The organism is Spirosoma liriopis (assembly GCF_023196085.1).
Taxonomy (GTDB): Bacteria; Bacteroidota; Bacteroidia; order Cytophagales; family Spirosomataceae; genus Spirosoma; species Spirosoma oryzicola.
The window spans coordinates 80,909-103,151 of sequence record NZ_JALPRF010000004.1 but is presented as its reverse complement, the minus strand read 5'-3'; the positions used below and the strand labels follow the sequence as shown (position 1 = coordinate 103,151).

At 46.5% G+C, this 22,243-nt stretch carries 16 protein-coding genes; 11 read left to right on the top strand and 5 right to left on the bottom strand.

Annotation, left to right across the window (positions count from 1 at the left end; translation table 11 throughout):
* Positions 1-460: 460 nt before the first annotated feature.
* Positions 461-2,386, top strand: coding sequence for a CocE/NonD family hydrolase (locus M0L20_RS22715; protein WP_248479265.1), 1,926 nt, complete (start codon positions 461-463; stop codon positions 2,384-2,386).
* Between the two features lie 84 nt (positions 2,387-2,470).
* Here M0L20_RS22715 and M0L20_RS22710 read toward each other — a convergent pair whose 3' ends face one another.
* Positions 2,471-3,061 (bottom strand): DUF6134 family protein, encoded by a 591-nt coding sequence (locus tag M0L20_RS22710; protein ID WP_248479263.1) that lies wholly within the window; start codon positions 3,059-3,061, stop codon positions 2,471-2,473.
* Positions 3,062-3,596: 535 nt separating this feature from the next.
* Here M0L20_RS22710 and M0L20_RS22705 point away from each other — a divergent pair.
* Positions 3,597-5,495, top strand: a complete 1,899-nt coding sequence (locus M0L20_RS22705; RefSeq protein ID WP_248479262.1) for an AAA domain-containing protein — start codon at positions 3,597-3,599, stop codon at positions 5,493-5,495.
* A 51-nt stretch (positions 5,496-5,546) separates the two neighbouring features.
* On the opposite strand, the gene M0L20_RS22700 is transcribed toward M0L20_RS22705, so the two are convergent.
* Entirely contained in the window at positions 5,547-6,143 is a 597-nt protein-coding gene (locus M0L20_RS22700) for a Crp/Fnr family transcriptional regulator (RefSeq protein ID WP_232563021.1), read from the bottom strand.
* A gap of 189 nt (positions 6,144-6,332) precedes the next feature.
* On the opposite strand from M0L20_RS22700, the gene M0L20_RS22695 reads away from it, so the two are divergent.
* Positions 6,333-6,749 carry an OsmC family protein gene (locus tag M0L20_RS22695; protein WP_232563022.1) on the top strand — a complete coding sequence of 139 codons (417 nt, stop codon included), beginning with the start codon at positions 6,333-6,335 and terminating at the stop codon, positions 6,747-6,749.
* A 101-nt stretch (positions 6,750-6,850) separates the two neighbouring features.
* Here the strand turns inward: M0L20_RS22695 and M0L20_RS22690 are convergent, their stop codons facing one another.
* Positions 6,851-8,116, bottom strand: coding sequence for a replication initiation protein (locus M0L20_RS22690; RefSeq protein WP_248479261.1), 1,266 nt, complete (start codon positions 8,114-8,116; stop codon positions 6,851-6,853).
* A gap of 907 nt (positions 8,117-9,023) precedes the next feature.
* Here M0L20_RS22690 and M0L20_RS22685 point away from each other — a divergent pair.
* Together M0L20_RS22685 and M0L20_RS22680 are read left to right on the top strand one after the other, a co-directional pair.
* Positions 9,024-9,980: a ParA family protein gene (locus tag M0L20_RS22685; RefSeq protein ID WP_232563024.1), complete on the top strand. Its 957-nt coding sequence runs from the start codon at positions 9,024-9,026 to the stop codon at positions 9,978-9,980.
* A gap of 34 nt (positions 9,981-10,014) precedes the next feature.
* Positions 10,015-10,956 carry a ParB N-terminal domain-containing protein gene (locus M0L20_RS22680; RefSeq protein WP_248479260.1) on the top strand — a complete coding sequence of 314 codons (942 nt, stop codon included), beginning with the start codon at positions 10,015-10,017 and terminating at the stop codon, positions 10,954-10,956.
* 301 nt (positions 10,957-11,257) lie between these two features.
* Here M0L20_RS22680 and M0L20_RS22675 read toward each other — a convergent pair whose 3' ends face one another.
* The gene (locus M0L20_RS22675; RefSeq protein ID WP_248479259.1) at positions 11,258-11,512 is read right to left on the bottom strand and encodes a hypothetical protein; all 255 of its coding nucleotides are present in this window, start codon (positions 11,510-11,512) and stop codon (positions 11,258-11,260) included.
* 89 nt (positions 11,513-11,601) lie between these two features.
* Positions 11,602-13,143 carry a sulfatase family protein gene (locus M0L20_RS22670; RefSeq protein WP_248479258.1) on the bottom strand — a complete coding sequence of 514 codons (1,542 nt, stop codon included), beginning with the start codon at positions 13,141-13,143 and terminating at the stop codon, positions 11,602-11,604.
* A gap of 414 nt (positions 13,144-13,557) precedes the next feature.
* Here M0L20_RS22670 and M0L20_RS22665 point away from each other — a divergent pair, with 414 nt between their 5' ends.
* The 6 genes from M0L20_RS22665 (at position 13,558) to M0L20_RS22640 (ending at position 22,174) form a co-directional block, all read left to right on the top strand.
* Positions 13,558-14,229, top strand: coding sequence for a response regulator (locus M0L20_RS22665; protein WP_248479257.1), 672 nt, complete (start codon positions 13,558-13,560; stop codon positions 14,227-14,229).
* A 68-nt stretch (positions 14,230-14,297) separates the two neighbouring features.
* Complete coding sequence (locus tag M0L20_RS22660) at positions 14,298-15,653, top strand: sensor histidine kinase (protein WP_248479255.1); 1,356 nt, start codon at positions 14,298-14,300, stop codon at positions 15,651-15,653.
* Positions 15,654-16,088: 435 nt separating this feature from the next.
* On the top strand, positions 16,089-16,382 hold the full coding sequence (locus tag M0L20_RS22655) for a hypothetical protein (RefSeq protein ID WP_232563030.1): 294 nt from the start codon (positions 16,089-16,091) through the stop codon (positions 16,380-16,382).
* A gap of 53 nt (positions 16,383-16,435) precedes the next feature.
* Complete coding sequence (locus M0L20_RS22650; protein ID WP_232563031.1) at positions 16,436-17,518, top strand: efflux RND transporter periplasmic adaptor subunit; 1,083 nt, start codon at positions 16,436-16,438, stop codon at positions 17,516-17,518.
* A gap of 26 nt (positions 17,519-17,544) precedes the next feature.
* Positions 17,545-20,748, top strand: coding sequence for an efflux RND transporter permease subunit (locus tag M0L20_RS22645; RefSeq protein ID WP_248479254.1), 3,204 nt, complete (start codon positions 17,545-17,547; stop codon positions 20,746-20,748).
* The gene (locus M0L20_RS22640) at positions 20,741-22,174 is read left to right on the top strand and encodes a TolC family protein (protein WP_232563033.1); all 1,434 of its coding nucleotides are present in this window, start codon (positions 20,741-20,743) and stop codon (positions 22,172-22,174) included. The genes M0L20_RS22645 and M0L20_RS22640 overlap by 8 nt, the downstream gene beginning before the upstream one ends.
* Positions 22,175-22,243 lie beyond the last annotated feature (69 nt).

Genomic DNA, 22,243 nt, shown 5'->3' with positions numbered 1-22,243 from the left:
TTTACAGTAGTAAAAAAGGTTACTACTTAGTACATATCTTTTTTGCACAACTGACAAAAATTGCTGAATGAAAGACGGGGAAGACCTATACGATATCAACTAAGTAGGTCAGACAGTGAAAACAAAGTTGACCCGTTCGTTTGGTTAAGCTTTCTTGTTTAGTGTTCGGTATCAGCAAGTGACAACACGACCATTAGCTATTTCAACTTCTGTACATTTACCACTGGACAATTGAAAACACGCTCACGAAACAGTGAGTAAAATTGAAATCTTTTAAAATAAACTGTTACTATTTTTATAAATCATGAAATTTTATTGCAAATAGTACTTCTATAATTTACCTTCCACGTTCAACCTCTACAATTTAACGTATTTCATTTCTTTAGTCTGGCCCTTCATTTTCTACCGTTGGCAAGGCTCCCCTGTTAATCCTTTTTGCCAAGCTACTTCTCCTAAAACCATGAAGCTTATTCGCTATTCATTCATCAGCAGGCAGTACAAGACCCTAATCAGTATTTTATGTTTTTTACTTTTTTTGCTGACTCAACCCGTATCGGCTCAAACGAGGACATCGAAAGAAGACTCGCTTTATATCCGGGAGAATTACACGAAGATGGAACGAATGATACCAATGCGCGACGGGATCAAGCTGTTCACATCAATCTACGTCCCTAAAAACACATCCCAGAACTACCCGATCATGCTGGATCGAACCCCCTATAGCATAGCGCCCTATGGTGAAAACAACTATAAAACATCAATCGGTCCTTCGATGCTGTTTGCCCGCGATGGCTATATCATCGTTTATCAGGACGTACGGGGCAAGTACATGTCAGAGGGCGATTTTGTTGCTGTCCGCCCGTACATACCCAATAAAAAAAAGAAAACCGATGTTGATGAAATTTCGGATACGTACGACACCATCGATTGGCTGCTGAAGAACATTCCGAACAATAACGGTCGCGTCGGTACGTGGGGCATATCGGCACCGGGATTTTATACCACGACTACCATCATCGATGCCCATCCAGCCTTGAAAGCGGCTTCCCCACAAGCCCCGGTAACCGACTGGTTTATGGGTGATGACAGACACCACAATGGTGCTTTCTTTCTGATGGGAACATTCGCTTTTTTGTCTTCCTACGGTCAGCCACGACCCACTCCTACCCCGAAAAACAGCCCTGGTTTCTCGGCTTACGGTACGCCAAGCGGTTATGACTTTTACATGAACCTGGGTCCCGTCAAAAACGTCAATGAGCGCTTCTTTAAGGGGCAGAACGCGATCTGGAACGAAATGATGGACCATGAATCGTACGATGAGTTCTGGCAGGCGCGTACTCCCGTACCCCATCTCAAAAACATTAAACCGGCGGTGCTGACAGTTGGCGGCTGGTTTGACCAGGAAGACTTATACGGTCCGCTCAAGACCTATGCGGGTATCGAACGCAACAGTCCCAAATCGCCTAATTTACTGGTCATGGGACCCTGGATTCATGGCGGATGGTCGCGCTCAACGGGGGAATCATTGGGTAATATTGTCTTTGAGTCGAAGACGGCTCCTTTTTACCGGGAAACGATTGAATTCCCGTTTTTCAATCATTACCTGAAAGACAAACCCGATCCGCAACTCCCCAAAGCGTATATTTTTGAAACCGGCTCGAATCAGTGGAAAAAATACGATCAATGGCCACCTAAAGCCGCTCAGGAAAAAAAGCTTTACTTTCATCCAAACGGTAAACTTTCTTTCGAAGCTCCCCGGAACAGTCAGCCTTCGTACGACGAATACGTGAGTGATCCGAAGAAGCCTGTTCCTTACACCGCTGAAATCAGAACAGTTCGGGGCAGTGATTTTATGTACGAAGATCAGCGCTTTGCGGCTACCCGGCCCGACGTAGTGGTTTACGAATCGGACACGCTAACGGAAGACGTTACTATTTCGGGGAATGTGATGGCCGATCTATTTGTCTCTACGACAGGCACGGATGCTGATTTTGTTGTCAAACTGATCGACGTATACCCAAACAACGCCCCAAATAATAGCCCGATTGCCGGTACGAAGATGGGTGGGTTTCAACTGATGGTACGGGGAGAAGTGATGCGGGCTAAATTCCGCAACAGTTTTTCAAAACCCGAACCGATGAAACCAGGCGAAGTCACGGAAGTAAAATTCGATATGCAGGATGCCGCTCATACGTTCAAGAAAGGCCATAAGCTAATGGTACAGGTACAAAGCTCCTGGTTTCCGCTGGTTGACCGTAATCCACAAAAATTTGTCAACATTTATCAGGCTACCGAAGGAGATTTTCAAAAGGCGACGCACCGCGTTTACGTTTCACCACAGACTCCATCAAGCGTAGTCGTGCGCGTTCTTGCTACACCAAACTGATTCAGCGTTACTCAGGTGTTTCCAACAAAAATGGATTGTACTGGTAGTACAATCCATTTTTGTTAGGTGTAATAATTGCTTACCTTAATTCCGTCGAAGACGGAATTGAACATCAAATAAGGCTTGCTGCGCTTCTACTTTCTGGCAAATTCCTTCGACGTAATGATAGCGATTCTTGCGTCCATCAGGCATTGTCAGTTCATACGTGTGATTTGCTAAAGGCTTTATCGAACAAAACTGGCCGAATCGTTCAGAAAATAACTCCCGAATACCTAGCGGTTCCTGCGCGTATAAGCTGGCGGTGCTGTAGGTAACCCGTCTATTTGCGAGTTGCGACTGCTCACCATTAACCTTGATCCGATAAGCCGCGCCGTCCCAACGGACAAGGGCATCGTGACGGGTTTTTCCGTTAAGCTGATCGTGGAACCGAGCCTCCGTAAGCTGATTATTCTGATACGTACTCGTGAAATTGGTGATCATCCGTCGCTCGCCCAGTATATGCATCCGCACATCGGCGTTGACCTGATATTGCAGGCCGCTGGCAGTTGGCAATGTTGCAACCTGCATCTGCCCTACGGTCCGGTCGTTGACCACAATATCGTACGTCAAAGACTGTGGCGCTGAGTCTGATAGAAATCCAAGCAGGACGATACTAAACCATTTTATGAATAACATACGCCTAGGAGGTTAGCGGTTCGTCTGAGTTTGTGTTAAGCACAAGGAAGACAGCTATCCAGTCGTCTTCCCCTACGGAACAATCAAAAAAAGTAGCATTGTACTGGAGAAAACCGGCAATTGAATCAGGCGAAACGATGTGTTAAAGATTCTAAATCACACCCAATCGGCCGTGGTCTGGTTCATATTATGCTCCTTGTACCAATTTCGATTAAAAGTTACAAATAAAACGTTGATTAATGCAAATCACCGCGAGTAACTTTATTTATTGTCCGCAAATAATGGACTCTTTTCTATAGATGAACTAGTGAATGGAACAGTTGTTTTACTATAGCGGGCTATAAGCAATAGAACAAAGGTTGACATGTCGTGCCTAACCTGCTACTGTAACTGCCATGAAATGACGGAAATGATGCGTCAACTGTTGCATGGAAGCCTTAATTTGGTCGGAACGGATCAACCTAATCTATCGCAAGCCCGGTCAATGATTATTTGCCTGGCTCTACTCTCAGCTAACGATTAGCTTACTTTGTGAATGAATTACTTTAAAAAACTACTTGATTTAGTAAAGACTGAACGGGAAGAAGACCGAAATCAATATACAATCCTTACGGAAGCGACCTCTATAAGTGAGCGCAGAAGCAACGGCCTGACTTGGTATCCAATCGCTATCAGAGGATCGGAAATGAGTAGGGGTGATTATTTAACCGTTGAAGTTGAACGAACTACGCACCAGGATTTGTCCCACCAGTTTCGGGCGGGCGTACCTGCTATGTTGTTCGGCAACCATGATTTTAAGAATGATCGGGTCGAAGGTACTGTTTCGTACCAAAGCGGAAACCGGCTTAAAATTACGTTACTCACTGATGAACTGCCCGACTGGTCACGCGATGGAAAGTTAGGCGTGGAGTTACTCTTTGACGACTCAACGTACGATCAGATGGAGGAGGCCCTGAAAACGGCTAATTCCATCAGCGAACCGCCCCAGGATAGGCTGGTAAAGATTCTGACCGGCCAGCAGTCGCCTACTTTTCACCCTGAAGCCCCTGAACTGTTTATTCCCCAGCTGAACCCCAGCCAGCAAAAAGCAGTCGAAAAAATAGTGACGGCGAATGAGCTAGCTATCGTGCATGGCCCTCCGGGCACCGGCAAAACAACAACCTTGGTTCAGGCTATTCGCGCGTTGCTACAACGGGATCACAAACAACTGTTGGTTGTCGCTCCCAGCAATACGGCTGTTGATTTATTGAGCGAAAAACTGGATCAACTCGGTCTGAACGTACTCCGAGTGGGTAATCCAGCCCGCGTTTCGGAACGATTGGTGTCACTGACTCTTGATCATAAATTGTCGGAACACCGGTTGATGAAAGAGGCCAAAAAGCTTAAGAAGCAGGCCAATGAGTTCAGAAACATGGCGCACAAATACAAACGAAATTTTGGCAAAGCCGAGCGTGATCAGCGAAAAGCGCTCTTCGATGAAGCGCACCGGATTATGAAGGAGGTAGCCAATACGGAGCAATACATCATTGACGAACTTACAACGCAGGCGCAGGTGATTACGGCAACACTGGTTGGGGCGAATCACCATACCATTCGTCATTTAAACTTTCATACGGTTATTATCGACGAAGCGGGACAAGCTTTGGAGCCTGCCTGCTGGATACCGATATTAAAAGCGCAAAAGGTTGTTCTGGCAGGTGATCACTGCCAATTGTCGCCAACTGTCAAATCGGCCGAAGCCGCCAGAAATGGGTTGAGCACTACCCTGCTGGAAAAATGCGTGACGGTACATCCCGAAGCCGTAAGCCTGCTGGACGAACAATACCGAATGCACGAACACATCATGGGGTATTCATCCCAGGTATTCTACGGTAATCAAGTGAAAGCACACGTTTCAGTCGCCAGTCATTCTCTTTTTCCGGGCGATAGCTCACTTGTCTTTGTTGATACGGCAGGTTGTGGATTTGACGAAAAGCTGGACGGTACAAGCTCAACGAATCCCGAAGAAGCGGCTTTACTGATGAAGCATTTTGCCCAGTTGACCGAAGCGCTTTCTGACGTGTATACGCCACAAAACTTTCCGAGTGTGGCCATCATCTCGCCCTACAAGCAGCAGTTGAGCGTTCTGAACGAAGCCCTTTCAAACACGCCCTCGCTCCTGCCCTATCGTTCACACATATCCATCAACACGATTGACAGCTTCCAGGGGCAGGAACGTGACATTGTGTACATATCCATGACCAGAAGCAATGCGGAAGGAATCATTGGCTTCCTGTCAGATATTCGCCGGATGAACGTAGCGATGACCCGTGCCCGCAAGAAACTGGTCATTGTTGGCGACAGTGCTACACTGGCAGGTCTTCCCTTCTACAGCGAATTTATCACTTACGCCGAAAACCTCGATGCTTACCAAAGTGCGTGGGAATGGCTCTAGCTTAATTTGTCCGCTAATCGACTACACGAAACAAGCGTCTGGTGTAGTCGATTACAGCTTATGAGCCATCTGTGCTCTTATGCGGCTCAGTGACGGTCCCTTGATGCCCAAGTAGGAAGAAATATGACCCAGAGAAACGCGGTTTACCAAATCTGGGTAATTCGTTATTAGATCGATGTACCGCTCTTCCGCCGACTGGGTTAGTAAGCTTTCTGACCGACCTTGCGTAAGCATCAGGTATTGCTCGGCCAGAACACGTCCGAACCGTTCCCAGCCGTGCGATTGCGGATAGAGTCGTAACAAATGATCATGCTGAATAACCAGCAATTCGGCGTCTTCCAGAGCTTCAATGTTATAAGGGCAAGCTGTTTGTGTTAGCAGGCTCTTTAGCGCTGTCAGGAACATATTCTCGGAGATAAAAAACAGGTTGTGCTCCTGCTCCGTCTTAGGGTCCATGTAGTAGACACGAAAAAGTCCCTTCACAATAAAACCGACGTACCGACAGACCGAGTTACGAAAATTAAAAAACTCGTGCTTGGCAATTGTTCGTAAAGACCAGAACTCGCTTCCTAAACGAATGTCTTCTTCCGAGAGTAACGCAAACTGCTGTAGTTTATCGTGTAAAATAGGATGCTGAGCAGAAACCATCGCTGTGAATTATAAGCGAAGCCTGTGAATAAGTCGGGCTAAGCAGAATTTAGACCACACAATATTTTATTTAGGCTCCTTTGTGATGACCTTGGTTATTTTTTAACATAGGTGAAAAAGTAGCTGCGTTCGACCGGCTACCTTTGACCTATCAAAAACAAACCACTATACAAGTTAACTCACAAGTTTATGAAAATTACCCGTAATGCATCGGCTCACTGGACAGGAACTGGAAAAGATGGTAAAGGTACGGTAAGTACTGCCAGCACTGTATTGAACCAGACACAGTATTCATACAACACTCGTTTTGAGAATGGTGTTGGGACGAATCCAGAAGAACTGGTTGGCGCGGCTCATGCTGGCTGCTTTGCGATGCAACTAGCATTTAATATTCAGCAAGCTGGTTTTGCCGCTGATTCGCTCGATGTACAGGCTGCCATCACGCTCGAAGACGGAGGCATCACCAGTTCTAAACTAACTCTCAAAGCAAGCGTTCCCGGCCTCGATCAGGCAAAATTCGATGAGCTGGTTGACCACGCTGAGCACAACTGCCCGATTTCGAAGTTGTTCAATACCAACATCACTGTTGACGCTACTCTCGTGTAGTCGAAGAGCTGATCGTAAACAAAGCGGGGTGACTTTTTCGAAAGTCACCCCGCTTTGTTTGAATGGGTTTGGAATTTATTCATCTGCTTCGGAAGTTGTCGCTAGGCTTTTGGTGCGTCGGTAGCTGGTTCGGTATAAACCAATACTTCTTTTCCATCAATCACGTCCATGTCGTACATAGCTTGGCTTAACATCCAATCCAGATAGGCTTCGAATGTATCATACTCCGCCAAGCCTTTGGTGGACAACGACTCAAATTGTTCGCGCAACACATCGAGCGGAATCATTTCAACTTTAGCCGTCTTATGGGTTGCTTTGGGAGCGTGATACGTAGGCTGGTTCGCTTGCCAGAGCTGAAATTCCTGACGAAGCTGATCCGTCATCAACGCTTTGTAGATTGCCCCGGCCAGTGATTTAAGCCGACCTTTCTTTTTAGCCTCCTGGTAATAATGAATCACGAACCGCAGATAATCTTCAGGAAGCCCTCCCTGCTGAAACCGCAGCTTTATATCACTCAGGGATTTAAGGCTTAAGCCTATTTCGGTAAGCGTTTGCTGCGTACCCTCAGGAAGTTTTATATCATCCTGGGTAACGACCGCCGGTCTTAGCAAGTGAAACGACAGAGCTGTAACGGCACGACCATCTTTAAGCTGTTTGTAGTCGAACGCCATATCCGTTATACTCAGCTCATGCTTGGCAATGTCTAGCACAAAGCGTTTAAAGTCGGCAAAGTTCTGATAGCGCTGTTCCAGATTGAGCGTCTTTTTGAGCGATGACAGCTCCAGCTTTATGGTTTCGTGATGAAACGCGGCTGATTTCAATAACCAGTACAGGCGATAGGAATAGAAGCTCCGGAACCCAAGCAGCGTTTGAATCTCTGCCACCGTAAAGTTTCCCTGAAGTTCGAGCAGATATGGCTTTACAAAGTTATTAAACTGCGCAATCAGGTAGCCTGACCCTTCTTTGTACCGACAGGTTGCCATGAGTGGGTTGCTGACAATCTCCCGTCGACCATTTTCATCGATGCTTTCTACGTGAATGACCCGACTGGCTAAACGAATGACGGCTTCCCGAACTTGCGCGTACGCCTTTCCTCCTACTTTTTCGTCCGGGTATAACTCAGAAACCGGAATTCGGCAGAGCAAAAAATCTTTATCCTTACGGTCAATACGGCCCAGCAAACAAATAAACAAGCGTGATTCCAGCAAAGACATCTCATAGCGGGCTCGAATCAAATCATTATGCTGAGCAACTATGCTATCTTGCCGGAGTTGGCGGCTGGTGGCCCGCCGATCGGCTTCCAAAAAATCGGAGTCGTTACTAAATAACTCGGTTTGAGAGCCCGATGCCTTCGTGCTTTTAGCCATACGATAAAAGGCTTTTTACAAAGCTAAAAAATACCCTTGAGTAAGCAACTTTTTTCGACTAACAAGACCCGGCTTCGCATTTTATAGTATTGCGAGTAAAACCCCGTGGTTAAGCAAAAGCTATCCTTTACTCCACTATTTTATCCATATCAGAAGCGCTATTTCGCCACAATGACGGTACTTTCCTCGTAGTTGAAGCACGAATTAGCTTGTAAAAAATCTAGCAAGAAAGAGTTAGAACGTATATAACGGTACTTTCCTCGTAGTTGTTACGAGTGTTTCGCAACTTACTCGCATCTGTCACGCTCATACCCTCTAGTAACCATTTAGACGGTACTTTCCTCGCAATGACGGTACTTTCCTCGCACTAACGGTACTTTCCTCGCAATTGACGGTACTTTCCTTGTACTAACGGTACTTCTCTCGTAGTTGACGGTACTTTCCTCGCACTAACGGTACTTTCCTCGCAATTAGACGGTACTTTCCTCGCAATTAGACGGTACTTTCCTCGTAGTTGACGGTACTTTCCTCGCAGCTGGACGGTACTTTCCTCGCAATTAACGGTACTTTCCTCGCAATTAGACCTTATAAGGCCATGAAAATCAACTAGTTACAGAGCCCTTAATAGTTAATAGGTAATAAAAATTAATACAAGCCAATTAGGTTAATAGCAGGGTTTGGTTAATTTTTTTAAAAAAAGCTTTCAAAACGAACGGGTCGTTAACGCGGGATGAATGCATTTTTCCGCGACGGTACTTTCCTCGCAATTAAACAAGACCTTGCTCAATAGCAATGAATTAGGAATATCAGGAAGCGCTGTAGTAGTTGAAGTACTGTCGCTTTGTCAATTTTTTTTGACATAGTTATATATTTGTCCTATAATTAAGGCGAAATAGCTTGTTAAACTATGATTGCCAACGCTGACGTCCTAACATTCTTTCAGCATAACCCTGCCATATCCGCTTCCGTGATTGAACAGGAGGCCGGTATACCCACTACAACACTCACCAAAGCGTTGACAGGTGGTCGTATCCTAAATGCGAAGCATTTAGCTGCATTATACCCCATCCTGAAGAAGTACGGTTATACCGATGCTTCAGCCCGAAAAGCAAAAGTTATATCTATTGCGAATCACAAGGGCGGTGTTGGCAAAACGACGACGACCTTAAATTTAGGGCGTGCTTTGTCAATCTTAGGAAAGCGAGTTTTGCTGATCGACCTAGACTCCCAGGGTAATTTATCGCAGGTCTTAGGAGTCGAAGAACCACAAAAACAGGTTGTAAATGCGTTGTTGGGTAATGAATCGCTGCCTATCGTACGTATCACTGACAATTTTGACCTTGCTCCGAGCGATCTAGAACTGGCCAATGCCGATCTCGAGTTAGTACAGGCCGTTGGGGGAGTTAATCAGCTAAAGAACGTCATTGCGGGTTTGCGCGCGCAGTATGATTACATTCTGATCGACTGCCCACCCGCCCTGAATATATTTACCAACTCGGCGCTGGTAGCTTCGACATCCTGTCTTATTACGCTGCAACCTGAAGCGTCCGCGATGAAAGGAATTAACAACCTATTTGAGCGCATTACTCAGGTTCGCGACCGAATCAACCATGAACTAACCGTGGAGGGAATCGTGCTGACGTTGGTGGATAAACGCCTGAACGTCCACCGTGATATGCTTAATTACATCCGGAGCGGGGTGCTCACAAACTTCACAATCTTTAACACGGAAATTCGGCTAAACGTGGCGTTAAAAGAATCGCAGATTGCCCAGCAAGATATTTTCACTTACGCTAAAGATTCGCATGGTGCTGCCGACTACCGTAGTCTGGCGCTGGAATTAACTCGTCAAAACGTCCACTGATTCGATCAACAGCATTCCTGTTACTACGTCTGCTATGACAAAGAAATATCAAGCGGCTCTTGCCACAAAAATGATCATTAAAGATCAAAGTTTGCTTCGGCATGAGGATATAAAACAGCACATCCTGGTTTTACCCGAATTGGCGGCTTATATCCCTCCTCTCTTACCAGATGAATACAAGCAATTAGAAGAAAACATCCAGAAGAATGGCTGTCGGGAAGCTCTGTTGGTTTGGGAAGCCACAAGCGATCAACTCCCGGAATCCCAAACATCTGGACCGGTTTATGTGCTTATTGACGGGCACAATCGGTATGAGATCTGTCAGCGAAACAAGCTGGATTTTAAAGTACATCTCATGAGCTTTCCTTCCCTCGAGGAGGTAAAGTTCTTTATGATCGATAATCAGCTAGGCCGTCGCAATCTGACTCCCGAACAGGTATCGTATTTACGAGGCTTACGCTATCTCCGGGAAAAGCAGGGAAAAGGCAAATACGACCGTGAAGAGCAAAAGGGTCAAAATGACCTTTATGAGTCAGATGGGTCAGAGGTAGGCCAAAACGGGACGGATGAGAAGACGCGCGAGACAACGGCTCATCGGTTAGGCAAGCAGTTTAACGTAAGCGAAAAGACGATAAAACGAGACGCGGCATTTGCTCAGGGCCTGGAGCGATTAACGCCAGCTTTCAAGCAAGACATCTTATCGAACAAAATAAAAGTAGATAAATCGTTAGTACAGCGGGCAGGGCAGCTTGATAAAGAAATTGAAGCCATCGGGGATTTAGCGAAACTAGAGCAGCTAAGTCAGGTCGCCAGTGCAACAAGCAAACCCACTGATGCAACCCCAAACCGAAAATTTACTGAGTTAAAAAACAAGCTTCGTCAACTGGTTACTGAGTTAGAAAGCGACGAAGCAAATACAACGGAGATTTGCGAACAGCTGATCAAATACGCCCGCTTGCTTCAAAAAGGTGAATAACTGGAATAATAAAAGTTAAAAAGGTCAAGGGCATAAGGGTCAAAATGTCCCTTATGCCCTTGACCTTTTTAACTCGTGATACGTCAGAGTAGCTACACGATGACGATTGTAGCCTCTTGGGTCATTACCTTCTTAGCTTATACATCAGACGGCGTCGTGAAAATGGCTTAAAGAAACCAACTTCACGACGCCGTTCAGGCTGCACAGACGAGTATACGATGAAATCTGTAGTTGACCTACCGTGATATGAAAAGACTACGGTTCATCGACCCTCTGTACTATTCGAATAACACTTTATAGGCTAACCCTTGAATAACCCTCCGCCGACAAGGCCGTTCGTAGCACCCCCGTACAAGCTGTTGCTTTTAACCAGCCCATTACCAAGGAAGCCACCAGAGAATTTGTTTCCGACAGTGTTGCCCGCCGACACGGCTGAGCTAGATTCGGCGCTGTTGCCGGTTTTGTTTTTTATCCATTTGTAGATGCCAAAACTAGCGCTAGCAATGAGAGTGGCCCCCAGGGCAATCCCCGCTAAAGCCGTTACTTTCTTGTCCATACCTGTTTTTCGGTTGTTTTATGAAATGTAACCTACAGCAAATCAAATGGTTTGACTTTCGGGCTGATCATAGACTACCCAAAGTGCGCTTAGTAGGTACCTTGGTAGCGGTGATCAAAGCGTTTTTGACGAATCGGGTGGAGGGGAATTTGTAAGCCGTTCGTAGACTCAAGCCAGTCGAATACTTGGTTACGTAGATCCTTAGCAATCTCCTGATGCTCCTTACTGCGGATCAGATTATTCACTTCCTGCGGATCGGTCTGTAGATCGTACAGTTCGTTGGCATCCCATACGCCATGATTAAAAATATACTTGTACCGGCCATTCCTGACACCAAACATGGTAGGCGTTTGAGGGAAATCGGCTTCCCAGTAGTACTCGTAAAAAGCCCGGTCACGCCAGGGAACGGACTGACCTTTTAAGAATGGTAAAAAGGAATTACCCTGCATTTGCGCTGGTTTTGGTAAACCCGCATAAGCCAGAAACGTCGGAGCAATATCGATGTTCTGAATCACTTGCTCTAGCTTAGTACCAGGCTTCACAACAGCCGGACAACGCACCAGTAAAGGTACCCGCATCGATTCTTCGTACATGTGTCGCTTATCAATCAGACCGCGTTCGCCGAAGCTGAATCCATTGTCGCCCATATAAACCACCATCGTCGTTTCGGCTAGGCCGTTATCTTCCAGCCATTTTAGAATTCGACCTACGCTGTCATCGACACCCATGAGCGTTTCGCAATACTGACGATAAAAGTCGTTGAAGCTAATCGATCCGTGATACAGATAATCGACGCCATGCCAGCTGTAACGTTGTTGCTTGACCCAGTTCGGCATATCGGCCATATTAACCTTTAGCGACTTACCTTCTGGAACTACCGATGGCTTCGGACCCCAAATTTTACTGGTATCCGAAGCCGTCAGGTACATCGTTTGTGGGTAATTGATGGGCACATCACGATACATACCTCGATGTCGTTTGGCTGGCTGAAACTCTGAATGAACCGCTTTGTGCGATAAATACATACAAAACGGTTTGTCTTTGTGAAGCGAGTTCAGCCATTTTAACGCATAGTCCGTTAGTAGATCCGAGGTATAGCTACTGTCACCGTGAGCAACCTGTTTGCCATTAATGTTGAACGTTGGGTTGTAGTAGACGCCCTGGCCTTTGAAGCTAAGCCAGTAGTCAAACCCAGGCTGGGGGGCGTCGTCGGTGTTGCCCATGTGCCACTTACCTAAAAACGCGGTCTTGTACCCGGCTCGCTGAAGATACTGAGGAAAGAATTTTAGACCGGGTGTCAATGGGGCAAAATTATCGACCACTTTATGCGTGTGAGCGTACTGTCCGGTTAGTATACTGGCACGACTGGGTGAGCAAAGAGCGGTACTGACAAAGGCATTACGCACATGAGCGCCTTCGTTAGCAAGTCGGTCGAGGTTGGGCGTTTTTAGACCGGCTACTTTGCCAGTAAAGCCCATGAAATCGTATCGATGATCGTCGGCCAGAATGTAAATGATGTTTTTAGGCTTATTCACACTCGGTTTACCCGGTGGCTGAAGCTGGGGTCGGAACGCGAACAGAAGTCCAGCCAACAGTACAAAAAGGATGCTGTAGTGAAAAAATCTCTTCATAAATCGCACAGAACGTTCGGGATGGTTTCTCGTCTAAAAGCTAAGCGTACCACAAAGAAGACCTACTCAACAGCTAGTCAAATAGGGCACGGTATTCGAATGGGTAACTACCTGAAGCAAGCCAAAGATAAAAGTAATGTCTACCTTTATGCCATCTACGTTTTGACCATTGATGTGATTAAATGCGTCATCACAGAAATAGCCAGTACGGTATGCTTAAGCGGTAATAAGTAAAGGTTTTGGCCACGCCTGTATTTCTCGCATTATACAAGACTTGGGACCATACTCGACTAGATCTGGAAGCGGAAATGTTCGAGAACAAAACAAAGATGTATTCTTAACGCAAATTAAGGCCTAAAACGAGCCGCTCAACCTGGTGCCAACAGTGAGCTACAATCAACCAATATCGTTTGCATGAAAATCCTTTTAGTTGAAGACGAAGAGCGGTTGGCCTCTTTTATCCGGAAAGGTATGTCGGCCGAGGGTTACGAAGTCGAGATTGCCTATGATGGCCGAATTGGACTGTCCTTGTTTCGCGGGGATGAGTACGGAATCATTATACTGGATGTCAATCTGCCGCACATAAACGGTATTGAGCTATGTCGCATGATCCGCTCGGAAAATGAAGCCGTACCCGTGCTGATGCTAACCGCGCTGGATAGTCTGGCTGATAAATCAGATGGTTTCAATGCCGGAGCAGACGACTACCTAGCCAAGCCATTTGAATTTCAGGAACTGCTTTTACGGGTCAGAGCGTTGACGCGCCGGAGTGGTACCAAGCAGAAGCAGGTACTTCGACTGGCCGATCTGGAATTGAATCTGGATACTCAAACCGCAACACGGGCTGGTGAACGTCTCGATTTGACTACCAGGGAATACGCTTTGTTAGAATACCTGATGCTCAACAAAGGGAAAATTGTTTCGCGGATTGATATCAGTGAGCAGGTCTGGAACCTGAATTTTGACAGCAGTACCAACGTTATTGATGTATATGTGAGTTATCTGAGAAAGAAAATAGACAAAGGATTCTCGCCCAAACTGTTACACACCATTGTAGGAATGGGGTACGTGCTTCGTGAGGGTTAACCAGTACTAATAGGGCAGTCGTAGCTTTTCGCGTAGTTATCAATCGGTCTACTTGCCAATAGCATTTCATGCTTATCCGAAACCGTTTAACGATTATTTTTACCTTGCTGGCGATGGCTATCCAAATCACGCTGTCGCTGCTGGTATTGTACTTCTATTCACTGTATCGACAGGAAGAATTTTTCAGCAGGTTGGAGGGAAAGGCTCGTGTGGCCGGTCGAGTGCTTATTTCCCGGCGTCACCTGCACGACGATTTTTTTAAAAACATGGTGCGTACCGATTTGCTCACCATCGTAGAGGAACAAATCAGTATTTACAATAGCCAGCATAATCTGGTATTTACGAATCGGACACTAAAAGAATCGGACTATTACAAAGAAAAGATCCCGTTGCTGGCTACCAATTCCATGGTTGAATTTAGAAGCGGTCATCTGGAGTCCATCGTCATACCATACCGTGATCGGGGACAACAATTTTATATTTTTGCCTCTGGTTACGACCGGATCGGCTTTGCCAAACTGAGTGCCTTACAACAGATCACGCTGCTGTCAAATTTGCTGGGCTTTACGCTGATTGTACTAGCTGGTTGGTACTTTTCCGGGCGTGTGCTAAAGCCTATTTCGCAAATCGTAGACGAGGTAGAGCAAATCACGGCTACGCATCTGCACAAGCGGGTAAACGAAGGAAATCGCCGGGATGAAATCGCTCAACTCGCCATGACGTTCAACCAAATGCTTTTCCGCCTGGAAGACGCGTTTGTTTCGCAACGCAGTTTTGTCTCTCATGCTTCCCACGAATTGCGCACACCACTCACCAACACCTTGGGAACTCTGGAAACATCCCTTCGTTACGATCAGGACCCAATCGAATGGCGTCACAGTATGGAAATAGCCGTTGATGAACTGAAAAAAGTAATCATCCTAACGAATGGTTTGCTTGGTCTGGCTAAGGTTACTGACGGAACTGTTGCCCTGACCGCCGTTCAGGTAGACGATTGCCTGCTTACGGCGATTGGGCAAGTACAAACCAAGTATCCGGGCCGAAGTCTGCCGCTCCAATTTGTAACAAGCGAGGATGAATCATTTACGGTGAAAGGCAATGCGACATTGCTGACTACTGCTTTTTTGAACGTGCTTGATAATGCCTGTAAATACTCGAGCGAACCGGTTGCTGTGCAACTTAAATCACGGGATGAGCAGATCATTGTGACCGTAACTGACCAGGGGAGAGGCATTTCGGAAACGGATGCCGTTCATATACTTGATCCTCTTTACCGAGGTGAGAATGTAAATGACGTGCCTGGTTACGGGATCGGTCTGGCTGTAACGCAGAAGATAATTGATCTACACCAGGGCAGTCTGCAAATCAGTTCGAATGTGAACAAAGGAACGTCCGTTACGATTAGTTTGCCCATTCAGCCGTGATTAGCTGGCTCTGCTTTAATTTCATTTTAATACATATAAATTTTAACGACCAAAAATACTTATTCACAATAGCGATGAAAAAGCAGAACCACGTTTATTGAAATGGTAACTATCTGATATACAGTATATTTCTTGTTTGTAAAAACAATTTAACTATGATTGGCTCCTTTAATAAAGAATTACAGATAGGCTACAAAGTCCATTAGAAATTAATAATATCGGGTCTGTACTTTGCCATTGGGACGAATAAAAGCGCAAAAGACGTGGGTTCATTTGACGCATTAGAATATAAAATATAATATTATTGATAAGGGGAGCGGTTTCTGCTATGTAACCGAGTTATACTTTAAATTTTTCTAATATCTTCTAATTTCCTTTTTACATCGTTTTAATACCGCTAAACTTCTTTTGTGTCAATAAACACAGACACAAGGTATGCAGCGTCGGTATTTCCCTTCGATTTTGCTATACGGCTTTGGGCTGGCACTGGCTCTTTCATTGGCGTTCAATGGGTTCCTGCTGTATGAGCAAAGCCACCAGCGAAGCATTTACGAATACGAACTGGGTAACTTAAGCCATTCGGTAGACGATGTGGTTTGGGAACAGCAGCTTTCTGAGTGTGAACGAGCCAATCAGCAAAAAGACAGTTTGCTTCGTCAATTAGAACAAGCTCCCAATGCCCCCCCGCCGGGCAAAGCGGTTGTAAGCCAGCGTACTGCTTCAAAGTAATACCATCTAATAATACAAACCCCTACTATTTAGCCATGTTACCTCAGGTTCTTATGAAAAGAATCCTCGTTCTCCTAAGCGTATGTGCCTTGTTTGGTACCATAAGCTGTTCGCACAAAGAAGAAGAAAAGGAAGAAGAAAAGGAATATTCGGTCACGAGTCCTCTGCTAAGAGACACGACGATCACGAATAACTATGTCTGTCAAATCCGCTCCATCCAGCACATCGAATTACGGGCGCTGGAAAAAGGGTATCTGCAAAAGATTTTTGTAGACGAAGGACAGTACGTCAAGAAAGGTCAGTTGATGTTTCAAATCCTGCCGGTGCAATACCAGGCGGAACTACAGAAAGCTGAAGCCGAAGCCAATTTTGCCAATGTTGAATTCAGAAACACAAAGCAACTCGCCGATAGCAACATTGTCTCAAAAAATGAATTGGCTCTATCAAAAGCTAAATTAGACAAAGCAAAAGCGGAAGTGTCTCTGGCACAAGTTCACTTAGGTTTCACGGAAGTAAGAGCACCGTTCGATGGGATCATGGACCACTTCCAGGTACGATTGGGTAGTCTGGTTGACGAGGGTGACCTGTTAACCACGCTTTCGGACAACAGCAAAATGTGGGTCTATTTCAATGTGCCGGAAGCGGAGTACCTGAACTACAAAACCCACGCTCAGCAGGAAAATCTGAATAGTGTAAACCTGCTGATGGCGAACCAACAGCTTTTTAAATACCCAGGCGTAGTACAAACGGTTGAGGCTGACTTCAACAACGAAACCGGTAACATCGCGTTCCGGGCTACCTTCCCGAACCCCAATAGCTTACTGAGACATGGTGAAACCGGCAACATTCAGATGACTTTGCCGATGAAGAACGCTATGATCATTCCGCAGAAAGCCACTTTCGAAGTACTGGAGAAAAAGTATGTGTATGTGATCACCAAGGACAACAAGATTCAGTCGCGAGAAATCACGATAGCCGCCGAAATGCCACACATCTTCGTTGTTGGGTCTGGTCTGAAAAAAGACGACAAGATCCTGTTGGAAGGATTACGTCAGGTGAAAGAGAATGAAAAAATTGCCTATAAGTATCAGCAGCCCGCTTCTGTCATCGCCAATCTGGGGCTGTACGCCGAGTAATCTGATCGTTTAAAAAAGCAGAAGACATGTTCACAAAATTCATTCGCAGGCCAGTATTCGCGATTATGATTTCGATCATGATCGTATTCATCGGCGTACTGGCTATCGAGAAACTTCCGGTTTCTCAATTTCCGGATATTGCCCCAACCACCGTAAACATATTTATTGACTATCCCGGATCGAGTGCGGACGTACTGGTTAAATCGACGCTGATTACGCTTGAACAGGCGATCAACGGGGTTCAGGACATGCGCTACATCGCTACGGATGCAACCAGCGCGGGCGAGGCTACTCTCCGGATTATTTTTGAACCGGGTACGGACCCGAACGATGCCGTTGTCCGGGTTAAAACCAGGGTTGACCAGGTAATGCCACTGCTGCCAGAACTTGTTCAGCGGGAAGGGGTTATTATCACACCTGTTCAGCCTAGTATGTTGATGTACGTCAACCTTTACGCCAAGGAGAAAGGTATTGACGAGAAATTCCTGTTCAACTACGCTACGGTTAAAATGATCCCTGAAATCCAACGGACAAAAGGGGTAGCCAGAGCGCAGATATTAGGTAGCCGCCGGTACGCCATGCGGGTGTGGTTAGATCCAGACCGTATGCGGGCCTACAACGTATCGGTGGAAGAAGTAATGAAAGCAATGGGTGAGCAAAGCATCATCGGGCGACCAGGCCGTCTGGGACAAAGCTCAGGTATTGCCGCTCAATCGCTGGAGTACGTGCTTACCTATAAGGGACGATACAGTGATCCGAAAGAGTACGAAGGAATTATTATCCGCGCCAACTCCGCCGGGGAAAGTATTCACCTGAGAGATATTGCCCGGGTTGAACTGGGTAGTGAATTCGTTAACATCTATTCCAATCTGGATGGTCACCCTTCAGCGGCTATCGTACTCCGTCAGAACTACGGTAGTAACGCCAGCGAAGTTATTGAAGAGGTAAAACAGAAGCTGGAGGTCATGAAAGCCTCTTTCCCGCCGGGCGTCGATTATAAAATCAGTTATGACGTTTCTCAATTCCTGGATGCGTCTATTGAGCAGGTAATCGATACACTACGGGATGCGTTTCTGCTGGTGGCCCTTGTCGTATTCCTGTTCCTGGGCGACTGGCGTTCGACGCTTATCCCGATTATTGCGGTTCCGGTATCGTTGATTGGCGCGTTCTTCGTGATTCAGGCGTTTGGGCTATCCATTAACTTGATCACGCTCTTTGCTCTTGTACTGGCTATTGGTATTGTGGTCGATGATGCGATTGTGGTGGTGGAGGCCGTTCACGCCAAAATGGAAGAAAAGCCTCATCTAAGTCCCTTCGGAGCGGTCAAACAAGTGCTTGGCGAAATCAGCGGAGCTATTATCGCGATTACGCTGGTCATGGTGTCGGTGTTCCTGCCCATCTCCTTTATGTCGGGACCGGTTGGTACGTTCTACCGTCAGTTCTCGATTACGATGGCAAGTTCCATTGTGATTTCGGCCTTGATCGCCTTGACGCTCACGCCGGTATTGTGTGCCATGTTATTGAAAAATCATCATGGACACGTTCAGAAGAAAAATCCGCTGACTCGGGCGATTGATAGCTTTAACCGGGGATTCGATAAGATGACCGGCTGGTACGTAGGCTTGTTAAAACTGATCGTTAACCGCCGAGTGATCACCTTCGCTATTCTGGCTGCGTTCTGCGCCGGTATTGTATACGAGAATCAGATTCTTCCCGCCGGATTTATTCCAAACGAAGACCAGAGTACGATCTATGCGATCATCCAGACCCCTCCGGGTACGACGCTCGAAAAAACGAATCAGGTTTCGCGATCACTTCAGAAAATTTGCGAAGAGGTTCCTGGAATTGAGTCGGTATCGTCGCTGGCCGGTTACGAGATCATGACTGAAGGTCGGGGTTCGAACGCTGGTACGTGTTTGATTAACCTGAAACCCTGGTCACAACGTGATAAGAACGTGAAGGAGATTATGGAAGAGCTAGAAGGTAAGTCCAGAAACCTGGGAGCGACCGTCGAATTCTTCGAACCACCAGCCATTCCTGGCTTTGGTTCATCGGGTGGTTTCTCGATGCGTCTGCTGGATAAGAACACCGATACGGACTATCGCGAGTTTGACAAAGTCAACAAGCAGTTCATGGAAGATCTGGGCAAACGGAAAGAGTTGACCGGCTTATTCACCTTCTTCGCGGCCAACTATCCGCAGTACGAACTGGAAATTGATAACAACCTGGCCATGCAGAAAGGCGTGTCTATCGGTAAAGCGATGGACAACCTGAACATCCTGATCGGTAGTACGTACGAACAAGGGTTCATTAAATTCAACCAGTTCTTTAAAGTGTACGTACAGTCCGATCCGAGCTTCAGAAGACTGCCATCTGATATTCTAAAGCTTTTCGTGAAAAATGACGCGGGCGAAATGGTGCCTTATTCAGCCTTCATGAAGTTGAAGAAAGGGCAGGGGCCTAACGAGATTACCCGGTTCAACTTGTACAACTCGTCGGCTATTCAGGGTTTACCAGCCAAAGGGTATACCACGGCAGACGCCATCAAAGCCATCCGGGAAGTATCTGCCAAGACCTTACCGAAAGGGTATGATATTGCCTTTGAGGGTCTTTCGTACGATGAATCGATGCGGGGTAACGAGACTTTGTATGTGTTCCTGATTGTGGTAGCCTTTGTGTACATGGTACTGGCTGCCCAATACGAAAGCTTCATTATTCCGCTCGCCGTCTTGACTTCGCTGCCGGTTGGGATATTTGGATCGTTCTTCCTGCTGAAGCTGATGGGGCTGGAAAACAACATCTACGCACAGATCGGTCTGATCATGCTGGTTGGTTTGCTGGGTAAAAACGCCGTACTGATCGTGGAGTTTGCTGTTCAGAAGCGACAGCAAGGTGAAACGATACTAGCCGCAGCCATCGAAGGAGCCAAGGTTCGTTTCCGCCCGATTCTGATGACCTCGTTCGCTTTCGTAGCTGGTCTGATTCCGCTGATCCTCGCCAGGGGAGCCGGTGCCATCGGTAACCGCACGATTGGTGCCTCTGCCATGGGTGGTATGATATTTGGAACCGTCTTTGGGGTCGTTATCATCCCCGGTTTGTACTACATATTCGGTAGTCTGGCTGATGGCCGGAAGCTGATTAAGGGGGAAGAGGATGAATCTCTAACCGAAAATCTGGTCCATCAATTAGACTCATTTCCTGTAACAGAAGAAAGTACTGATCATGCTTAAGAGGCTTATATACAGATGTCTGGGAGTAGCTTGCATGCCGTTGCTAATAACGGCATGTAAAACCCCGGCACTGGTTACAAAAACAGAAAACAGATCCGTTCCTGTGAGCTACAACAACTCACAGGACTCTACCAACACCGGAAAGGTTAAGTGGCGAGATTTTTTCACCGACCCCAATCTGGTAGCTCTTATTGACACGGCGATAAGAAACAACCAGGAACTGAACATTACGGCTCAGGAGATTCAGATTGCCAGCAACGAAATAAGAGCCAGACAAGGGGAATATCGCCCCTTCGTTGGACTCAGAGGGGGAGCGGGCGTTGACAAAGTTGGTCGCTATACGCTTTTGGGCGCAGCGCAGGCTAACGCAGAAATGAAGCCGGGTAAAGAGATTCCTGATCCGCTGCCGAATTATTACGCAGGGCTCTACGCTAACTGGGAGGTCGATATCTGGCATAAGCTACGCAACGCCAAAAAGGCGGCCATCAACCGGTATCTGTCGAGCAACGAGGGAAGAAATTTCACGATCACGAACATCATCGCTGAGATTGCAACGTCGTACTACGAGTTGTTGGCGCTCGATAACCAGTTGGCGATTGTCAGACAGAACATCGATATTCAGAACAATGCGCTCAGAATAGTAAGGCAGCAAAAAGAAGCGACCCGGGTTACTGAACTGGCTGTGCGTCGATTTGAAGCGCAGGTGCTGAACACGCAGAATCTTCAGTACAACATTTTGCAACGGATTGTGGAAACAGAAAACCGGATCAATTTTCTGGTAGGTCGTTATCCGCAGCCGGTTGTTAGAAACTCGCAGAATTTCAACACGTTGGTACCTACTACGATCCAGGCCGGAATTCCATCGCAGCTACTGGCCAATCGACCTGACATCAGACAGGCCGAACAGGATCTGGCAGCCGCTAAGCTGGATGTTAAAGTAGCCAAAGCGCGGTTCTACCCATCACTCGGAATTTCCGCTGGTATTGGTTATCAGGCATTCAACCCGGCGTACATCCTGAAAACGCCTGAATCATTACTTTTTTCGCTGGCTGGCGACATTGCTGGTCCGTTGATCAACAAGAATGCGATCATCGCCACGTATTACAGTGCTAACGCCCGGCAGATTCAGGCCGTTTACAACTACGAGCGTACGATTCTGAACGCGTACATTGAGGTTGCCAATCAACTGTCAAAGATTAGTAATCTGGAAAAGAGTTACGACGTGAAATCGAGAGAGGTGGAAGCACTTACCCAATCGATCAACATCTCGAATAACCTGTTCAATTCCGCGCGGGCTGAATACTCAGAAGTATTGTTTACCCAACGCGATGCATTGGAATCGAGATTTGACCTAGTCGAAACCAAAATGCAGCAAATGACGGCCATGGTTAATATCTACCGGGCGTTGGGTGGCGGCTGGCAATAGTGTCTGCCAAGTAATTGTTAATGAAATAAGCCTAGAAGACTATCAGTTCTTCTAGGCTTATTTTTTTGC

Bases quoted from the DNA above. Each gene is read 5' to 3' on its own strand.
- M0L20_RS22715 (WP_248479265.1), top strand. From the start codon at position 461: ATGAAGCTTATTCGCTATTCATTCATCAGCAGGCAGTACAAGACCCTA.
- M0L20_RS22710 (WP_248479263.1), bottom strand. From the start codon at position 3,061: ATGTTATTCATAAAATGGTTTAGTATCGTCCTGCTTGGATTTCTATCA.
- M0L20_RS22705 (WP_248479262.1), top strand. From the start codon at position 3,597: ATGAATTACTTTAAAAAACTACTTGATTTAGTAAAGACTGAACGGGAA.
- M0L20_RS22700 (WP_232563021.1), bottom strand. From the start codon at position 6,143: ATGGTTTCTGCTCAGCATCCTATTTTACACGATAAACTACAGCAGTTT.
- M0L20_RS22695 (WP_232563022.1), top strand. From the start codon at position 6,333: ATGAAAATTACCCGTAATGCATCGGCTCACTGGACAGGAACTGGAAAA.
- M0L20_RS22690 (WP_248479261.1), bottom strand. From the start codon at position 8,116: ATGGCTAAAAGCACGAAGGCATCGGGCTCTCAAACCGAGTTATTTAGT.
- M0L20_RS22685 (WP_232563024.1), top strand. From the start codon at position 9,024: ATGATTGCCAACGCTGACGTCCTAACATTCTTTCAGCATAACCCTGCC.
- M0L20_RS22680 (WP_248479260.1), top strand. From the start codon at position 10,015: ATGACAAAGAAATATCAAGCGGCTCTTGCCACAAAAATGATCATTAAA.
- M0L20_RS22675 (WP_248479259.1), bottom strand. From the start codon at position 11,512: ATGGACAAGAAAGTAACGGCTTTAGCGGGGATTGCCCTGGGGGCCACT.
- M0L20_RS22670 (WP_248479258.1), bottom strand. From the start codon at position 13,143: ATGAAGAGATTTTTTCACTACAGCATCCTTTTTGTACTGTTGGCTGGA.
- M0L20_RS22665 (WP_248479257.1), top strand. From the start codon at position 13,558: ATGAAAATCCTTTTAGTTGAAGACGAAGAGCGGTTGGCCTCTTTTATC.
- M0L20_RS22660 (WP_248479255.1), top strand. From the start codon at position 14,298: ATGCTTATCCGAAACCGTTTAACGATTATTTTTACCTTGCTGGCGATG.
- M0L20_RS22655 (WP_232563030.1), top strand. From the start codon at position 16,089: ATGCAGCGTCGGTATTTCCCTTCGATTTTGCTATACGGCTTTGGGCTG.
- M0L20_RS22650 (WP_232563031.1), top strand. From the start codon at position 16,436: ATGAAAAGAATCCTCGTTCTCCTAAGCGTATGTGCCTTGTTTGGTACC.
- M0L20_RS22645 (WP_248479254.1), top strand. From the start codon at position 17,545: ATGTTCACAAAATTCATTCGCAGGCCAGTATTCGCGATTATGATTTCG.
- M0L20_RS22640 (WP_232563033.1), top strand. From the start codon at position 20,741: ATGCTTAAGAGGCTTATATACAGATGTCTGGGAGTAGCTTGCATGCCG.